The following is a 15,314-nucleotide window of genomic DNA, read 5'->3' on the forward strand; positions in this document are numbered from 1 at the left end:
CTCCGGTCAGACCTTCGACAGGGCGCGTTCGACCTTGTTTAAAAAACGCGCCCGGTCCTCTTGCGTTGTATGGTTCATATTGTGCAACTGCAGCCAGCGCATGCGGCACAAGGGGTGGAATAACACCCGTTGGGCCCGCATGAACAGGCTTCTTCCCGGATCACGCACAAGCCGCAGCCACCACCAGGGCGAGCCGGACGTCGTAATTCCGATGAAAAGACGGATATTCTTCAATGCGCCGACCGCCCTTTTATGCTTGCCGGGCGCGACATCGAAGGCAACGCCGGGCAGCCACACCCGTTCCATCCAGCCCTTGAGCATCGCGGGCGGGCCGTACATCCAGGTCGGATAGATCAGGATGAGGCCTTCCGCCCATTGCAGTGCATCGACATGGCTTTTGACCGCCGCAATATTCTTTTCCGTCTCGCCGATATAGGTCAGCCATTCTTCGCGCCCGAGTATCGGCTCGAACCCGTCGCGGTAAAGATCGAGCGCGCGGACGTCATGTCCACGCGCTGCAAGCGCCGATTGCGCACAATCAAAAAGAGCTGCGCCGTAACTCTCCTCATAGGGATGGCAGAAAATGAGCAGGATACGCACGCTTTCTCCTCAATTGCCCTGGAGTTTCTTGGCGATATCGAGGCCGTGGCCCTTATTGACGAACTGATCGGTCGCGACCTTCGAAAGATCCACCGATCCTTCCTCGATGATCCCGGATTTGACAGCTGTGTCGTAAAAGGCCGAGATACGTTCGGTGCTCAAGGCGCCGATGCCCTTTTCCTTCGCGTCACCGACATCGATGATGCCGAGTTTTTCGAACTGCGCCATCTCCTTGTCGAGCTTCTCCTTGGTCATTTCCGGATTGTCCTTCATGATCAGCTCGTAGGCCGCCGTCCGGTCGCCATAGAGGAAGTTGTACCAGCCCTCGATGGAGGCATCGAGGAAGCGCTGCACGAGTTCGGGATTGTTTTCAACTAGTTCGGCCCGTGTTTCGATCGTCGTCGAATAGGTGTTCCAGCCCTGATCGGCAAGCAGATAGGCCACGGGCTTTGCGCCTTCCGCTGCCGCGTAGATCGGCTCGGCCGTGCCGTAACCCTGCTGGACCATTTTGTCGTCGGACAGGAACTGCGCCAGATTGTATCCGTATGGCCGCAACTGCTCATTGGCGAAACCGTGATCGGTCACCAGCCACTTCCAGAAACTGAACTGGCCGTCCTTCGAAATCAGGATCGTCGGCGCATTCTTCAGATCGCCGAAGTTTGAATAGGCACCCTCATGCGCCATCAGGACTTGCGGGTCCTTCTGGAAGAAGGCTGCCACCACAACGGTCGGAATGTCGTTGCGCACATTGTCGAAGGACAAGAGCAGGTTGCCCGCCATGAGAAAATCGAGACGCCCGGCCGGAAGCATTGGCCGGTTGTTGACCTGCGGCCCGCCCATCTTGATTTCGACGTCGAGCCCGTATTTCTCGTAAGTGCCGTCGGCGAGCGCCTGGTAGAACCCGCCGTGGCCGCCCTGGGCCAGCCAGTTCGTTCCCATCACCACCTTGTCGGCGGCGGCTGCCAGGCCGGTGCTTGCTGCAAGCAATGCGGCAGCGGCTGCAAGTTTCAGAGTATCCTTCATGTTTCTATCTCCTGTTGCCCTCTGTTTTTTGTTTTTGTTATTCGCCTTGAACCGCCATATCGGCGGTCCATCCCCGGGTTTTTCCCGGATTCATGAGGCCGTGCGGATCGGCCAGTTTCTTGAAATCGATTTGCGCCGTGTCGATCTCCTTCATGCCGCCATCTTCGATGGTGACGACATGCGGGTCGTAGATCGTACAACCGTCCCGGTCTTCCAGTTCGCCGATCATGGCGTAGATCGCATCGCGCCCGCGATATTTGACGAGCGGCAGCGCGAATATCTGAATGCGCCCATCCATGCGGGCCATCTCGTGGTGCCAGTAGACGTCATCGCCGTAGCGCTGCATCTGCTCCATGACGAGCTCCGGATCGAAGGGATGCGGATAGGCGACCTGAAGATAGGTCCAGCTCTTGTCGACCTTCAGCGCCTGCAGCGTCGTGTGGTTCCAGCCGCACTCATAGGCAGGCTGCAATCCGGCCTGCCGTAGGTCCGGTTTTTTCATTGCAAAGGAAACCGACCCGCCAAAATCGGATGCCAGCGCCTCGAATTTGGACATTTCATCCGGCGCGACCATGGCAAAGACCGCATCGCGATCGTCCGGAAACAGATCGCCGAACTTGGTGTAATAGGGCGCAAAACGTCGTTCCACCGTCGTCAGCAGATAGCAGTCGAGCCCGCTTTCCTGTGCATTCATGGCAAAGCGCAGCGCCGTATCGTAACCATCGAACAGCACCGCGCAGTGTATCCAGTCGGTCGCCGCCGTCAGCGCCAGTTCAAGTTCGAGGATGATGCCGTTGGTCCCGTAGGCATGGTGTACCTTCTGAATGTCGTCGGCGTAGAGCTCGATGATCCTCGGCTCCGCCTCGACGGTCATAACCTTGACGTAGCGGACATTGCCGTGATCGCGCAGCATGCCATGGCGCAGCGATCCAATGCCGCCCGATCCGCCCGACAGGAAACCGCCGATCGTGGCGATGCGCCGCGTGGACGGATACATGAGGAGTTGCTGGCCGGTTTCGGTGCAGGCGTCGTCAAGCACGGCGATACGGGCGCCGGCTTCAACCCGGACGCTGCCGGGTTTGATCTCGATAATGCGGTTGAGCTTGGTGAGGTCGAGAACAATACCGCCTTCAAGCGGCACGCACTGACCGTAATTGCCCGTCCCGCCGCCGCGAATGGTGACGGGCACGCGGTGCCGCGCAACCGCCGAAGCGACGGTCCGTACCTCTTCCTGGGTTTTGGGAATGACAAGCAGCTCGCCGCGTTTGTCCTTCAGCATGTCGTTGAGGATCGGGCTGTACCAGAAATAGTCCCCGGAACGCACCTTGATCGTTTTTTCGTCGTCGACGACCGAGATGCCGTTCAGATCGGCCCGGAATGCGTCCCAGTCAATCGTGCGATTTGCAGTCGCCGCCTCACTCATGGATTCGTCCTTTCAAAATCTATTTTTCCATCGCGCCACACTTCGCGCGGTGTACCTGGCCGGGAAATCAGATCGCGGAGATCCGTTGCGTCGAAGCGGAGGAAATCCGCCTTCGCGCCCACGGCCAGATCGCCGGTTTCAGCGCCGCACCAGCGCGCGGCAGAACCGGATATGGCGTCAAGCCAGTCTTTCGGTTCCAGATGGGCGGCCATGACACCCGCCCGCAACACATCGAACGGGTCATAGTCGCCATAGGGGTAAAACACGTCCGCCACATTGTCGGACGCAAGGAACACATCCATTCCGGCAGCGCGCGCTTCCCTGACCGGGGCAAGGCCGCGAAGCCGCGGCGTGCGTCCGTCATTGCGGTCCTGCAGGTAGCTGTTGGTTGTCGGAAGGCACACCAGCCCCACTTTCGCCCTTGCCGCACGGGCAAGCAGTCTGGCGGCTTCGTCAGGCGGGCGCAGCGACAGCGAACAGACATGACCGCAAAGTACCTGGCGGTCGCCGCCGCGCTTTTCAGCCTCGGCAACAATAGCCTCGAAACCGCGCGCCTCGTCCTCCAGCCCCTCGTCGACATGAAAATCGAGAGCCAGATCATTGTGGTCGGCGAGTGCGAACGTCTGTCGCATTTTTTCCACGAGGTCGTCGTTTCGGTAAACGAAAGCGCCCAAAACACCGCCATCCGCGCTGGTGCGCACCGCAATCGGCTCGCCCGCTTCGGCGATCAGGTCAAGCGGGCACAGCGCCACGAGCTGAAGATGAATACGCCCGCGCCATTCCTGAGCCAGTTCGTTGAGCACGCTCCATGCCAGCGGCACGTCCGGCTCGGTCCAGTCCACATGGGTGCGCATGACGCTGACGCCGTGCGCATAGGCCTTTTCCAGAGCCCGTGTGGCGCGCTTGCGGATATCCTGTGGCGTCCAGTGCGCCTTGTCTGCGTCCATCCGGTCGATCGCGTCGAACAGCGACGATGCATCGCTGCCGGTGCGGTCCACGGTGTATGTCTTGTCGAGATGGACATGGATATCGCTCATCAGCGGCAGGACAACACCGCCGCCATTTTCCGCCGAGTGCTCGATTGCCTTGATGTGCGCACCAGAAATCAGGATGTCGACCGGCTCGGCCGCGCCGCCAATCTGCACACCCCGCAGGACCGTTCCAAAGCCCGCCGAGCGATCATCCGCTGGTCTGACCGGCGTGTTCATCTTTCCCTCTTGATTTCGCTCTCGTGCCAGCTGCCGAGAACGAGTTTCGAAAGCCAGCTGGTGGCGAGGAAAATCGCGATGCCCAAAAGCGAGACCAGGAAGAGTGCAGCGAACATGCGCGGGATCTCGTTGCGGAAGCTCGATTCAAGGATGCGCGAGGCAAGACCCGAATTCTGGCCCGCCGTGCCGGCGACGAATTCCGCGACCACCGCACCGATCAGCGCGAGACCGCCGGCGATCTTCAGCGCCGCCATGAAATAAGGCAGCGCACTCGGCGCCAGCAGATAGCGCAGACGCTGCCACGGCGTTGCCTTGTAGAGCGTGAAAAGGTCACGCAGATTGTGGTCGGCGCTGCGCAGTCCGATCACCGTGTTGGACAGGATCGGGAAAAAGGCAACAATCCAGGCGCAGATCAAAAGCGCAGCAAATGTGCTGTGCACATAGATGAGGATCAGCGGCGCGATCGCCACGATGGGTGTGACCTGCAGGATGACGGCAAAGGGGAAAAGGCTCATCTCGACGGTGCGCGACAGGGCGAACAACATGCCCAGCGCCACGCCGCCGATAATGGCGAGCGCCAACGAAAACAGTGTCAGCTTGACCGTGAACCAGGCCGACGTCATCAGCGACGGCCCGTCGGTGATCAGCGTCTCGCCGATACGGCTCGGCGCAGGAATGAGGTAGTGCGGCACCTCGTAATAGATGACCAGCGCCTCCCAGATCAAAAGTGCCAGGGCAAGGGCGGTCGCGGGCATGATGATGCGCAGTCGGCGTTCCCGCTGTTCCCGCTTTATCAGTTCGGCATTCAGAACGACGCCGTCCTGATCGTCGTCTTCAGTGATCGATTTCAGCATGGCTCAGCGTTCCTTCCAGCGCCTTCGTTACAAGGCGCGTGTTCTCGGCAAATTCCTGCGATGTCCGGTAAGCGTCGGTGCGCGGATAGCCGCCCGGCAGCGCAATATCGTTGACGACCCGGCCGGGCCGGGCCGCCATCACCATCACGCGGTTCGACAAGTAGACGGATTCAAAGACGCTGTGGGTGACGAAGACGACGGTCAGATTGTGCTCTTCCCATAGTTTCAGCACATCATTGTTGAGCTTGAAGCGCGTCATTTCGTCGAGCGCCGCAAAGGGCTCGTCCATCAGCAACAGCGCCGGCCGCGTAACCATGGCGCGGGCGATGGAAACGCGCATCTTCATGCCGCCGGAAAGCTCGCGCGGATAGGAACTGCGGAAATTCGACAGCCCGACCATGGCGAGCGCCTCTTCGACCTCGGGCGTCGCGGCTTTCTTCGACGTTCCGGCAAGCCGCAGCGGCAGGTAGACATTGTCGAAGACATTCGCCCACGGCATCAGCGTCGCCTCCTGAAAGACAAACCCGACGTCACGCCCGTCACCGCCCTCGCCCGCCGGATGGCCGTTCACGGTGATCGAGCCGGCGGATGCAGACAGAAGGCCGGCGATCATGCGAAGCGCCGTGCTCTTGCCGCACCCGGACGGTCCGAGAAAGCTGACAAATTCGCCGGGCTGGATGGAAACGGACATGCCCTCCACCGCCAGTGTTCCGTTGCCGAAACGCTTGTGGACGCCGTCCATTTCAATCAGCGGACTGCCGGTATCCGTGTTTCTTTGCTGTTCCATCCCTACCATTCCGGTTCGTTTTCAAGCCATGAGAGCGGCGCCCTATGAACGTCTTCCAGCACTTCGACAATCCGCTCCGCCGCATGGTCGATGGTCGCCCTGCCCTTTTCCGCGGTCGCGGCTGCGGCATTGCCGGCAGCGCCCGCCGGATGCAGATCCTGCGCCTGCCACCCGGGCTTTGCCCCGCGAGACAGGCCGATATGTTTGTAATCGCGCTCGAACGTCTCGATCAGCGGGCGGAAGTCGCGCGCCATTTCCATCTCGACCAGTTCCGGGGCCAGCGCCAGCATCATCGAGGTTTCCATGTCGCCGGCATGAACGCCGAAGCGCTGTTCCTCCTCACTGTAAAGGCCGTCCGGCAGGCCAAGGGCAAACCAGTTGACCGAGAAAACCAGCATGGAGTGGCGAATGCGCAGCTCCCTTGCGACGATATCCATCGTCGATATCTGCCCGCCATGGCTGTTGAGCAGCACCAGCTTGCGTACGCCGCTTGCGGCAACGCAGTCGCCGATCTCCAGCCAGTTCCGTATCAGCGTTTCGGCGCTGAGGGTCAGCGTGCCGGGATAGCGCCTGTGCTCGTCGCTCTTGCCGATGGCCTGGGTTGGAAGAAACAGCGCCGGGTTATCTTCCGGCAGTTTTTCAACCACCGCCCGAACCAGGCCATCGGCGATCGCCGCATCGACACTGAGCGGCAAATGCGGACCGTGCTGCTCGGTTGCCCCGACCGGCAGAACGGCAATCAGGTTCTCATGATCGAGCCTGGAAAAAGCTTCACTTGTGTAATCGGACCAGTATCGTTTCATCGCAGTTTCATCCGTTCCGCCTCGAATTCGGTCTTCGTCCCAAGTCCCCTGCTCAAATGGCCAGCCGCACCGGTCGGCCGGGAAGCAGCCGAGCCGCCGTTGCGGCTATGGAATGGGCATCAATGCCGTAGTGCGCATAAAGGTCGGCGACAGTTCCGGTTTGGCCGAAATGCTCGACCCCGAGTCCGGCCGTGCGGTGCCCGCTGACCCCACCCAACCAGCTCAGCGTGGCCGGATGCCCATCTATCACGGTCACGATTGTTGCATCCCGCGACACGGGCTGCAGGAGCCGCTCGATATGGCTCGCCGCCGCTCCGTTTCCACGGATGCGTTCGCGCTGTGCCGCCTGCCAGCCGGCATTCAACCGGTCGGCGGAGGTGACCGCGAGCACCCCTACATTGCGGCGCGCATCGCCGATGGTCCCGGCGGCGGCTATAGCTTCAGTTGCCACGACGCCCTGATAGGCAATGACGACGTCGCATCCGGGTCCCGGTTCGCGCAGCCAGTAGGCGCCATCGATAACGCTCTGCCGAAAATCATCGTCGTATCGCTGCGGCGGCTGCTCGATGGCGCGGGTCGAAAGGCGCAGATAGACCGAACCGCCGGTTTCGTCACGCAGCCAGGTCCGCTCGTTGAGCACCGCATCGCCGTCGCGCTGCATATAGGCAAAGGCCCATTCCATGATTACCGCCAACTCATCGGCAAAGGCAGGCTCGAAGGCGGCGATGCCATCCTGGCTCATGCCGATCAGTGGCGAGCCGACGGACTGGTGGGCACCGCCCTCCGGCGCAAGCGACACGCCCGACGGCGTTGCCACCAGCATGAAGCGCGCATCCTGGTAACAGGCGTAGTTCAGCGCATCGAGACCGCGCGCAATGAACGGATCGTAGAGCGTGCCGATCGGAAGCAGCCGCTCGCCGAACAGCGAATGGCTGAGACCCGCCGCGCCAAGCAGCAGGAAGAGGTTCATTTCGGCAATGCCGAGCTCGATGTGCTGCCCGTCCGGCGAAAACCGCCATTTCTGGGCGGATGGGACACGCTGCTCCTGGAACGTATCGGCGATTTCGGTGCGCGAGAAGAGATTGCGCCGGTTCACCCACGGACCGAGATTGGTCGACACGGTCACGTCCGGCGACGTCGTCACGATGCGGTCGGCAAGCGCGCTGCCCGAAGCTGCAATGTCGTTCAGGATCTTGCCGAAGGCGGTCTGCGTCGCCATCGCCTTATCTGCCGGTAGCGTGATCTGCGGAACGGGAACTTCGTTAGCCTTATAGCGCCGCGCCGGGCTGTTGAACGGGACTCCCTGCAGGAATGCCTTGAGGTCGGCAGGCGGCGTTGCCAGCCCCTCGAAATGATCCCATTCATGACCGCTGCGGATGTTCATCGCCGCCTGGAACGTTTCCATCTGTGCGGCGGTCATCAGCCCCGCGTGATTGTCCTTGTGACCGGCGAGCGGCGTTCCCCATCCCTTGACCGTATAGGCGATGAAGGCGACCGGCCGGTCGTGATCGATACCGCCAAGAGTCTCAAGGATGGTCGAGAGGCAGTGACCGCCTAGATTTTCCATGAGTTCCGCCAGCGCATCGTCCGAGCGCCGCGAAAGCAGTTCGGCAATGCCGGGCTCACCGCCGATATCGGCCGACAGCCGCTCGCGCCAGGCCTTGCCGCCCTGATAGGTCAGCGCTGAATAGAGCTGGTTCGGGCAGTCATCGATCCAGCGCCGCAGCGCCTCACCGCCCGTCTCCTTGAAAGCTGCGCGCTGCAAAACGCCGTATTTCATCAGAACCACGTCCCAGCCGAAGGCGCTGAAAATGCCGCCGACCCGCTTGGAAAGCCCTTCGCGCACGACACCGTCAAGGCTCTGCCGGTTGTAGTCGATGATCCACCAGGTGTTGCGCAGGCCCTGTTTCCAGCCTTCCTGGAGGCACTCGTAAATATTGCCTTCATCGAGCTCGGCGTCCCCGACAAGCGCGATCATTCGGCCTTCGGAGCCCTGCCCCCAGCCGCGGGCACGGACATAGTCCTGCACCATCGACGCAAATGCGGTGATTGCGACGCCAAGTCCGACGGAGCCCGTCGAGAAATCGACATCGTCGGTATCCTTGGTGCGGCTCGGATAGGATTGCGCGCCGCCATAGCCGCGGAAATCGATCAGCTTGTCCTTCGGCTGCTTGCCGAGGAGATACTGGATTGCGTGGAAGACGGGTGCTGCATGGGGCTTGACCGCAACGCGGTCTTGCGGGCGCAGGATCGAGAAATAGAGCGCTGTCATCAGCGAGGAGATCGAGGCGCAGGAGGCCTGATGACCACCGACCTTCAATCCGTCATCGTTGGGACGGATGTGGTTGGCATTGTGGATAGTCCATGCACTCAGCCAAAGAACCTTGCGCTCAAGGTCCTTCAACGTCGCGAGGTCGTCGCGCGCTGACATTCAGTATCCCCTGGCTCTTGTTTTTCATTAGGTTAATACGACATGACCGATCGGTCAAACTGACTGTTCAAAAATAGACCGAATCAAATGGAGAACCGAAGGAATTCTCAGAAAAATAAAGAGGTTGGGAGTACATGAAAAGTTTGTCGTTTTTCGTCGGTCGAGGTGTTGATCGGTGTGATCCGCGTAGCGTGAACGACACGGGAACACGCCAAATTCATAATAGCTGATGGACGATATCCACATTTCCGAGCAGGCTTACCGGCGTTCGGTGCAAGTCACCGGTGCCCCCTCAACACAAACGCCGCATCGCCGACGGCGTCATGCCGAATTCGCGGGCAAAGCTGCGGGAAAAATGGCTGGAGCTCTGGAACCCCGCCTCGAGACCGATTTCCAGGATTGACCGGTTCGGATGCAACAAAATAGCGATGCGGGCTTTGCGCAAACGGCAGCGCAAAAGAAACTGCCCGAAGGTGATGCCCGAGCGGGCAAAGAGCTTATGCAGATGGCGCACCGAAATGCGGAAATGTCCGGCCACCGCTGCCGGTGACGTCGCCGGATCGGCGCAATTTTGCGCAATGAATTGCTTGATGTGCTTCAAATGCCGGTCGGCAAGCGTGTCGGAACGGCCGTTTTCGTAGCTGAGCCGCAACAGATGCACCAGATGGTCGGGCGAGCCCTCAGCATCCTCGCCCGCCAGGATCGAGCCCACGCAATCCAGCAGCGTTGCGCCAAAGACCTGATCGCGTCCGACGGCGCGCGCAACCGCACCTGCCGGATCAAAATCGTGCTCGTCCAGCAGCGCCAACGGCAGATGCATGCAGACCTGTTTGAAGCTCTCGTCGAACCGCATGTCGAAAGGCTGGCGTGCATCCAGCATGACGAATGTGCCCGGACCCAATCGCGTTTCCATGCCGCGCTGACGAACGACACTCGTGCCGGATATCTGGATGTTGACGAAAACAGCATCACAAGGCCGATCTTTGACGTCCCGCTTGCGTCTTTGGACCAGTTGCGGACTGGCGGTGATCTGCGAAAACGTGCCCATCCTGCCGAATTCGGACAAGCGTATTTCACCGGCGAACGGATGATCGCCGGTCCGCTCCGGCGACAGTTTCGTGAAGGCCTGACAGACCACCTCGCGCCAATGGGCGAAGGCATCCCCGCTTCCCACGGTCGACCAGACATTCGATCCTGCTGGCATCACTCCCATTGAAAAAATATGGCACCGAACGGCCACGCGGGCAATGGCGGGCGTCCAAAGTGCACTCTCGGGCAAACCCGGAACACGCTGAGGCAAGGCAGCTCGTGCGATTTCACCTACTGTCGTCGGATCGGTTTAGACGGGAGGAGAACATGGCGAACGAGATTGCAACACGTCTGACGGAAAAATACGAGCTGTCCACCCCCATCGTTCAGGCGGGCATGGCATTTGCCGGCATGACGCCGCCGCTCTGCATTGCCGTCAGCGAAGCCGGCGCTTTCGGCTCGATTGCCGGCGTCGGCATCATCACGCCGGAGGGCGTGCGCCACCTTGTCGGCGGCGTTCAGGCCGGAACGTCCCGCCCTTTCCACGTCAATTTCATCACCTGCTACACCTCGCAGGCACACATCGATCTGATGTGCGAAATGCGGCCCCGGGCAGTTTCCTTCCATTGGGGACATCCATCAGCGCAATGGATCGGGCAATTGCATGGGGCCGGTATCGATGTCATCGAACAGATCGGCTCCGTTGCCGAAGCGAAAGCTGCCGTGGCAGATGGCGTCGACGTCATTGTGGCGCAGGGAACCGAAGCCGGCGGTCATAATTACGGGACCGCAGGTACCATTGCGCTGACGCCGGCCGTCGTCGACGCGGTCGGCGAACAGGCACTTGTACTGGCTTCCGGCGGCATAGCTGACGGCCGGGGACTGGCGGCGGCGCTGATGCTGGGGGCGGATGGCGTGTGGATGGGGACGCGTTTCGTCGCCACTGCCGAGAGCGCCGTCGCCGACGAATACAAGAGGCGCGTTGTTTCATCCGGCACTGATGAGACGGTTGTCACGCACGTTTTTGGCCGCCACCATCCCGAGTTCAATCCGATCCGCGTTATCAACAACCGGATCGTCTCGGAATGGCAGGACCGGGTCGCCGATATCCCGGTCGACAATTCGGGTGAACCCGTGATCGGCCACATGGATCTGCTTGGCGAGCCGACGCCGCTCCACAAATTCACCAACATGGTGCCGATGACCGGCGCCACCGGCGACTTCGACGAAATGCCCCTGCTTGCCGGCGAAGGGCTGGGACTGATCGACGATCTGCCGACCGCCGGCGAAATCATCGCCCGCATGACCGAAGAAGCCAAGGCAGCGCTCAGGCAGCGTTAGCCGCACCGGGAGGTCATAACATGGCTTGTATACTGGTCACAGCCGCCACCGGGCGGGTCGGCACCGCACTGATACCGCGCCTCACAGCGGCGGGACACGAAGTTCTCGCAGTCACAAGCCGGCAGGACGGTGTTCAGGCACTCAGGCAAAGCGGTGTCGAGCCGGTGCTTGCGGATTTAGGCACTCCGCAATCGCTGGAGCTGCATATGGGAACTGTCGATGCCGTCTTTCTCGCCACTCCGGACGATCCGCGGCAGGACGCAATGGAACGCGGCCTGGTCGGCATGTTCGCGCAAAACGGTAACCCGCATGTCGTTAAGCTCTCGGCCCAGTCCGCTGGGCTCAATCCACCGGTCAGCTTCGGGGCTTACCATCGCCGCGCCGAGGAGGTGCTGGAGGAAAGCGGCCTGCCCTACACGATCCTGCGTCCGACATTCTTCCAGCAATCGTTGCTGCTTTTTGCCGAAGACGTCGCCAGCAAAGGCAAGATCACCGCACCGGTCGGCTCGGGAAAGGTTGCCATGGTCAATGTCGACGACGTGGCTGAGGCGGCATCGGTCGTTCTTGCGAACGAGGAACATTTCGGCCGCACCTACACGCTGACGGGGCCATCGGCCCATAGTTTCGCCGATGTAACGAGCCGGCTTTCCGAGCTTCTTGTCAAAAAAGTCGGCTACACCAGCCCGCCGGCTTTTGCGGCGCGCCTGGTGCTGCCCTTCGTCACCGGAATGCCGCGCTGGAAATCGAACCTGGTGGTTGATCTTCTTTCCGCCCTGCGCGCCGGAGCTCAGGAAAACAGCAGCTCCGATATCGAAGACATAACCGGCAAGGCGCCGAAATCACTTGAGATGTTCCTCACCTCGAACCTGGATGCCTTCAAATCGTGACCGACAACACCCTTTTGCGCCCGCTTCGGGAGATCGCAACCCTCGTGCAGAACGGAAACGTCCAGTCTGGAGCGTTATTCGAACAGGCCGTGAGCCGTGCGCACGATGCGGAAAAACTGAATATATTTACAGCGTTATCAACGCCTGCGGACTCACTTTCTGAAGGCCCGCTCGCCGGCATACCCTATGCCGTCAAGGACGCCATCAAAACGGCATCCCTGCCGACCTGTGGTGCATCTCCCGCGCTTCAAACGCTTCAGGTATCGGAAGATGCCGCGGCAATAACGCTTCTCAACAGCGCCGGTGCGAGGCTGATCGGCAAAACAAATATGCATGAGCTCTCCTTTGGCGTGACAAGCAACAATGCCGCCTTCGGTCCGGTCCGCAATCCGTATGCGCCGGACCGCATTGCGGGCGGCTCCTCCGGCGGCAGTGCCGCAGCCGTTGCAGCCGGAATTGTTGCCTTTGCAATGGCTGCCGATACGGGCGGCTCAGCCCGCATCCCCGCAGCGCTTTGCGGTCTCATCGGCTTTCGCCCCACCACCGGACGCTGGCCGGATGACGGTCTGATCAAGGTTTCCCCTACCCGCGATTCACTAGGGGTCATTGTCCGACATGCCGAGGACGCCCTGCTGGTCGATGCGGTTCTCACCGGCGACAGCGAAGAACCGGCTGTACCGGAGTTGTCGAAACTGCATTTCGCACTGCTGACAGAGCCCTATATGACCGATATCGACCCGGATGTTCGTCAGATCGTGACTGATTCCCTGGCCAAGCTCCGGCGGACCGGTGCGGCGGTCACCGAAGAGAGCAGCAGCCAGATCCACGATCTGGAGGCCGAATGCGGCTTTACGATAGCGCTCACCGAGGCAAGAGGCGAAATCGGTAAACTGGCCGGGAGAATCGGATTGGATGTCGAGGACTTTGTCGCCCGTGTTGCGAGCGCAGACGTTCGGGGCATTCTCGCGGGCCTCTCAGACATGGAGGACCGCTCCGCATATGAGCGCGCCAAGAATATCACCCGCCCTGCCCTTCAGCGTGCCTACGATGCGGTTTTCAGCGCCGGCGTTGACGCAATCCTGATGCCGACGACACCGCGGGCCGCTGCGCGTATCGGCGAGGACAATGAAGTCGAGCTGAATGGCAGGATGGTACCGACATTTCCCACTTTTGCACGCAACACCAGCCCGGCAAGCGTTGCCGGCGTTCCCTCAATCACAATTCCGATCGGATGCACCCCCGACGGCCTGCCGGTGGGATTGCTTGTCGAGGCCCGGCCGCATCACGACCGGCGTCTGCTTGCCATTGCCCGATTGCTCAGCACATTGAGCGATCCGATACCGGCGCCGGACTGGCGCTGAGCGCGGTTTATTCAGCAGCGGATTTCAGCCGTTCAATCTCTGCTTCCAGCAAGCGGATGCGGCTCTGCAGCTCTTCGACGCGGCGGGTAACGGCAGGCATCGCATAAAGGTTCGGAATATTCCTGGGACAGTTCACATCCCATGCTGTGACGCGGAACCTGAACCGTCGGGTTGGGCCTTCCTGTTCAACAACGCTGAGATTACCCCACAGCTTGACGCGCACCCGGTCCTCGTAATTCATTGCGAATATGAAGGCCCTGTTGTTTTCAGAAAGGTTTCCGAGGCTGATATATTGCTGGTTTCCGGGAAGATCCGGAAATTCAAGATGGTTTTCATCCACCACTTTAACGAAGCCGGGCTCCCCGCCGCGATGCTGAATATAGGGCTGCCCGTCGGCGCTGGCGGTACCCAGATAGATCGAATTGCGCACTGAGATGAACTCCACCAGATCGTCGGTGATCTTTGTCCTGAAGCGGCCATGAGAGGCAAGCTTCTCCATCTTCTGACGACTTCCAAGCCGGTCCTGAACGTCGCGCACTGCCGGTGTGAACATGATGTCCGCGCCGCCTTTTTCATCCGGATTTGCTTCGTCTGACATTCTCAACTCCGTCGGCGCATTACTGCCGTCAATTACCACGATGCTTCTGCGGCCATTGCCACAGGCCCGCCCTCACATGCTGTCCATAGCTTCAGCCGATCCCCGTCATCAGTGGCATGCAGACTGAAGTCACGATCATCAAACAGTGGCGTATGACTTTTGTAGTCAAACCGGCGTGGTGTTCGCCCATCTCGGAGCTTTGCCGCAAACTGCACAAGCAGCGTGGCCTGGAGCGGCCCGTGCACAATAAGACCGGGATAGCCCTCTTCCCCGGTTGTATAGGGCCGGTCGTAGTGAATGCGGTGTCCATTGAATGTCAGCGCCGAATAACGAAACAGCAGCGGCGTCGAAACTGCAATGCGGCGCTGATGTTTGCCGGGCTCTGCTGCAGAAGGCTCTGCGGCTAGGCGCGACGCATCCTCCATGCCTCGATAGACAAGAACCTGCTTTTCCCGAACCACAATGTCGCCGGTAACACTCATCGTGTGATTCACGGTCAAAAAACAAAGCGTACCGGTCCGCCCTTCCTTCAAGACAACATCTTCTATGCGCGAGGTTCGCTTCACCTGATCACCGACGCATATATCGCGCTCAAAAACCAGTTCACCGCCCGCCCACATGCGGCGCGGCAGCGGAACCGGCGGAAAATATTCGCCCCGCGCCGCACTCCCGTCCGGTCCAAGCTCCGCTGTCGGCGAAGCGGAGGGTGCAAGACACAGATGAATAAGTGGTGCAACAGCGTCACCGGGCTGCGGGTCCCCGGACGCAATATCAAGGGTCGCGTTGAAGCGTTGCACGAGTTCCGGGGTTACAAGTTCTGAAGCACTTTCCTCACGACCAATCCATGTTCGGTAATATTCCAGATCCAATTCCACAGCCTGTCCTTGCCTTGTCTTCGCTCGAAGTCTCCAACGAGAAATGGCAGTTTTTTGACGTTTCGAAAACCCCATATAAGAGTACAGTACTCAA

Annotated in this window: 14 protein-coding genes; 3 read left to right on the plus strand and 11 right to left on the minus strand. The window is 60.3% G+C overall.

Going from position 1 to position 15,314, the window contains the following annotated elements; all coding sequences use genetic code 11:
• Positions 1-6 precede the first annotated feature (6 nt).
• The 9 genes from ABVT35_RS14360 to ABVT35_RS14400 form a co-directional block, all read right to left on the minus strand.
• Positions 7-600 (minus strand): NAD(P)H-dependent oxidoreductase, encoded by a 594-nt coding sequence (locus tag ABVT35_RS14360; RefSeq protein WP_368467273.1) that lies wholly within the window; start codon positions 598-600, stop codon positions 7-9.
• Between the two features lie 9 nt (positions 601-609).
• On the minus strand, positions 610-1,623 hold the full coding sequence (locus ABVT35_RS14365) for an ABC transporter substrate-binding protein (RefSeq protein WP_368467274.1): 1,014 nt from the start codon (positions 1,621-1,623) through the stop codon (positions 610-612).
• Positions 1,624-1,660: 37 nt separating this feature from the next.
• Positions 1,661-3,046 (minus strand): FAD-binding oxidoreductase, encoded by a 1,386-nt coding sequence (locus ABVT35_RS14370; protein ID WP_368467275.1) that lies wholly within the window; start codon positions 3,044-3,046, stop codon positions 1,661-1,663.
• Positions 3,043-4,254, minus strand: a complete 1,212-nt coding sequence (locus tag ABVT35_RS14375) for an amidohydrolase family protein (protein WP_368467276.1) — start codon at positions 4,252-4,254, stop codon at positions 3,043-3,045. The genes ABVT35_RS14370 and ABVT35_RS14375 overlap by 4 nt, the downstream gene beginning before the upstream one ends.
• Positions 4,251-5,108, minus strand: a complete 858-nt coding sequence (locus ABVT35_RS14380) for an ABC transporter permease (RefSeq protein ID WP_368467277.1) — start codon at positions 5,106-5,108, stop codon at positions 4,251-4,253. Before ABVT35_RS14380 ends, ABVT35_RS14375 begins: the two co-directional genes overlap by 4 nt.
• Positions 5,089-5,895, minus strand: coding sequence for an ABC transporter ATP-binding protein (locus ABVT35_RS14385; RefSeq protein ID WP_368467278.1), 807 nt, complete (start codon positions 5,893-5,895; stop codon positions 5,089-5,091). The genes ABVT35_RS14380 and ABVT35_RS14385 overlap by 20 nt, the downstream gene beginning before the upstream one ends.
• 2 nt (positions 5,896-5,897) lie before the next feature.
• Positions 5,898-6,698 (minus strand): creatininase family protein, encoded by an 801-nt coding sequence (locus tag ABVT35_RS14390; RefSeq protein ID WP_368467279.1) that lies wholly within the window; start codon positions 6,696-6,698, stop codon positions 5,898-5,900.
• A gap of 52 nt (positions 6,699-6,750) precedes the next feature.
• Positions 6,751-9,129, minus strand: a complete 2,379-nt coding sequence (locus tag ABVT35_RS14395; RefSeq protein ID WP_368467280.1) for a transketolase — start codon at positions 9,127-9,129, stop codon at positions 6,751-6,753.
• A gap of 292 nt (positions 9,130-9,421) precedes the next feature.
• Positions 9,422-10,333, minus strand: coding sequence for a helix-turn-helix domain-containing protein (locus ABVT35_RS14400; protein WP_368467281.1), 912 nt, complete (start codon positions 10,331-10,333; stop codon positions 9,422-9,424).
• A 152-nt stretch (positions 10,334-10,485) separates the two neighbouring features.
• On the opposite strand from ABVT35_RS14400, the gene ABVT35_RS14405 reads away from it, so the two are divergent.
• From ABVT35_RS14405 to ABVT35_RS14415, 3 genes are read left to right on the plus strand one after another with little or no spacing between them, the layout of a single operon-like run.
• A complete protein-coding gene (locus ABVT35_RS14405; RefSeq protein ID WP_368467282.1) occupies positions 10,486-11,499 on the plus strand; it encodes an NAD(P)H-dependent flavin oxidoreductase in 1,014 nt (337 codons plus the stop codon).
• A 20-nt stretch (positions 11,500-11,519) separates the two neighbouring features.
• Positions 11,520-12,386, plus strand: coding sequence for an NAD(P)H-binding protein (locus ABVT35_RS14410; protein ID WP_368467283.1), 867 nt, complete (start codon positions 11,520-11,522; stop codon positions 12,384-12,386).
• Positions 12,383-13,747 carry an amidase family protein gene (locus ABVT35_RS14415; RefSeq protein ID WP_368467284.1) on the plus strand — a complete coding sequence of 455 codons (1,365 nt, stop codon included), beginning with the start codon at positions 12,383-12,385 and terminating at the stop codon, positions 13,745-13,747. The genes ABVT35_RS14410 and ABVT35_RS14415 overlap by 4 nt, the downstream gene beginning before the upstream one ends.
• 7 nt (positions 13,748-13,754) lie before the next feature.
• Here the strand turns inward: ABVT35_RS14415 and ABVT35_RS14420 are convergent, their stop codons facing one another.
• Positions 13,755-14,345 (minus strand): pyridoxamine 5'-phosphate oxidase family protein, encoded by a 591-nt coding sequence (locus tag ABVT35_RS14420; RefSeq protein ID WP_368467285.1) that lies wholly within the window; start codon positions 14,343-14,345, stop codon positions 13,755-13,757.
• A gap of 32 nt (positions 14,346-14,377) precedes the next feature.
• Positions 14,378-15,220 carry a MaoC family dehydratase N-terminal domain-containing protein gene (locus tag ABVT35_RS14425; RefSeq protein ID WP_368467286.1) on the minus strand — a complete coding sequence of 281 codons (843 nt, stop codon included), beginning with the start codon at positions 15,218-15,220 and terminating at the stop codon, positions 14,378-14,380.
• Positions 15,221-15,314: the final 94 nt, after the last annotated feature.

The sequence above is a fragment of the Hoeflea sp. TYP-13 genome, assembly GCF_040932035.1.
Taxonomy (GTDB): Bacteria; Pseudomonadota; Alphaproteobacteria; order Rhizobiales; family Rhizobiaceae; genus Hoeflea_A.

What these genes read in the sequence shown, in the direction of transcription:
- ABVT35_RS14395 (WP_368467280.1), bottom strand. Translation starts at nt 9,129, where the DNA reads ATGTCAGCGCGCGACGACCTCGCGACGTTGAAGGACCTTGAGCGCAAG.
- ABVT35_RS14400 (WP_368467281.1), bottom strand. Translation starts at nt 10,333, where the DNA reads ATGCCAGCAGGATCGAATGTCTGGTCGACCGTGGGAAGCGGGGATGCC.
- ABVT35_RS14380 (WP_368467277.1), bottom strand. Translation starts at nt 5,108, where the DNA reads ATGCTGAAATCGATCACTGAAGACGACGATCAGGACGGCGTCGTTCTG.
- ABVT35_RS14385 (WP_368467278.1), bottom strand. Translation starts at nt 5,895, where the DNA reads ATGGAACAGCAAAGAAACACGGATACCGGCAGTCCGCTGATTGAAATG.
- ABVT35_RS14390 (WP_368467279.1), bottom strand. Translation starts at nt 6,698, where the DNA reads ATGAAACGATACTGGTCCGATTACACAAGTGAAGCTTTTTCCAGGCTC.
- ABVT35_RS14375 (WP_368467276.1), bottom strand. Translation starts at nt 4,254, where the DNA reads ATGAACACGCCGGTCAGACCAGCGGATGATCGCTCGGCGGGCTTTGGA.
- ABVT35_RS14420 (WP_368467285.1), bottom strand. Translation starts at nt 14,345, where the DNA reads ATGTCAGACGAAGCAAATCCGGATGAAAAAGGCGGCGCGGACATCATG.
- ABVT35_RS14410 (WP_368467283.1), top strand. Translation starts at nt 11,520, where the DNA reads ATGGCTTGTATACTGGTCACAGCCGCCACCGGGCGGGTCGGCACCGCA.
- ABVT35_RS14370 (WP_368467275.1), bottom strand. Translation starts at nt 3,046, where the DNA reads ATGAGTGAGGCGGCGACTGCAAATCGCACGATTGACTGGGACGCATTC.
- ABVT35_RS14365 (WP_368467274.1), bottom strand. Translation starts at nt 1,623, where the DNA reads ATGAAGGATACTCTGAAACTTGCAGCCGCTGCCGCATTGCTTGCAGCA.
- ABVT35_RS14405 (WP_368467282.1), top strand. Translation starts at nt 10,486, where the DNA reads ATGGCGAACGAGATTGCAACACGTCTGACGGAAAAATACGAGCTGTCC.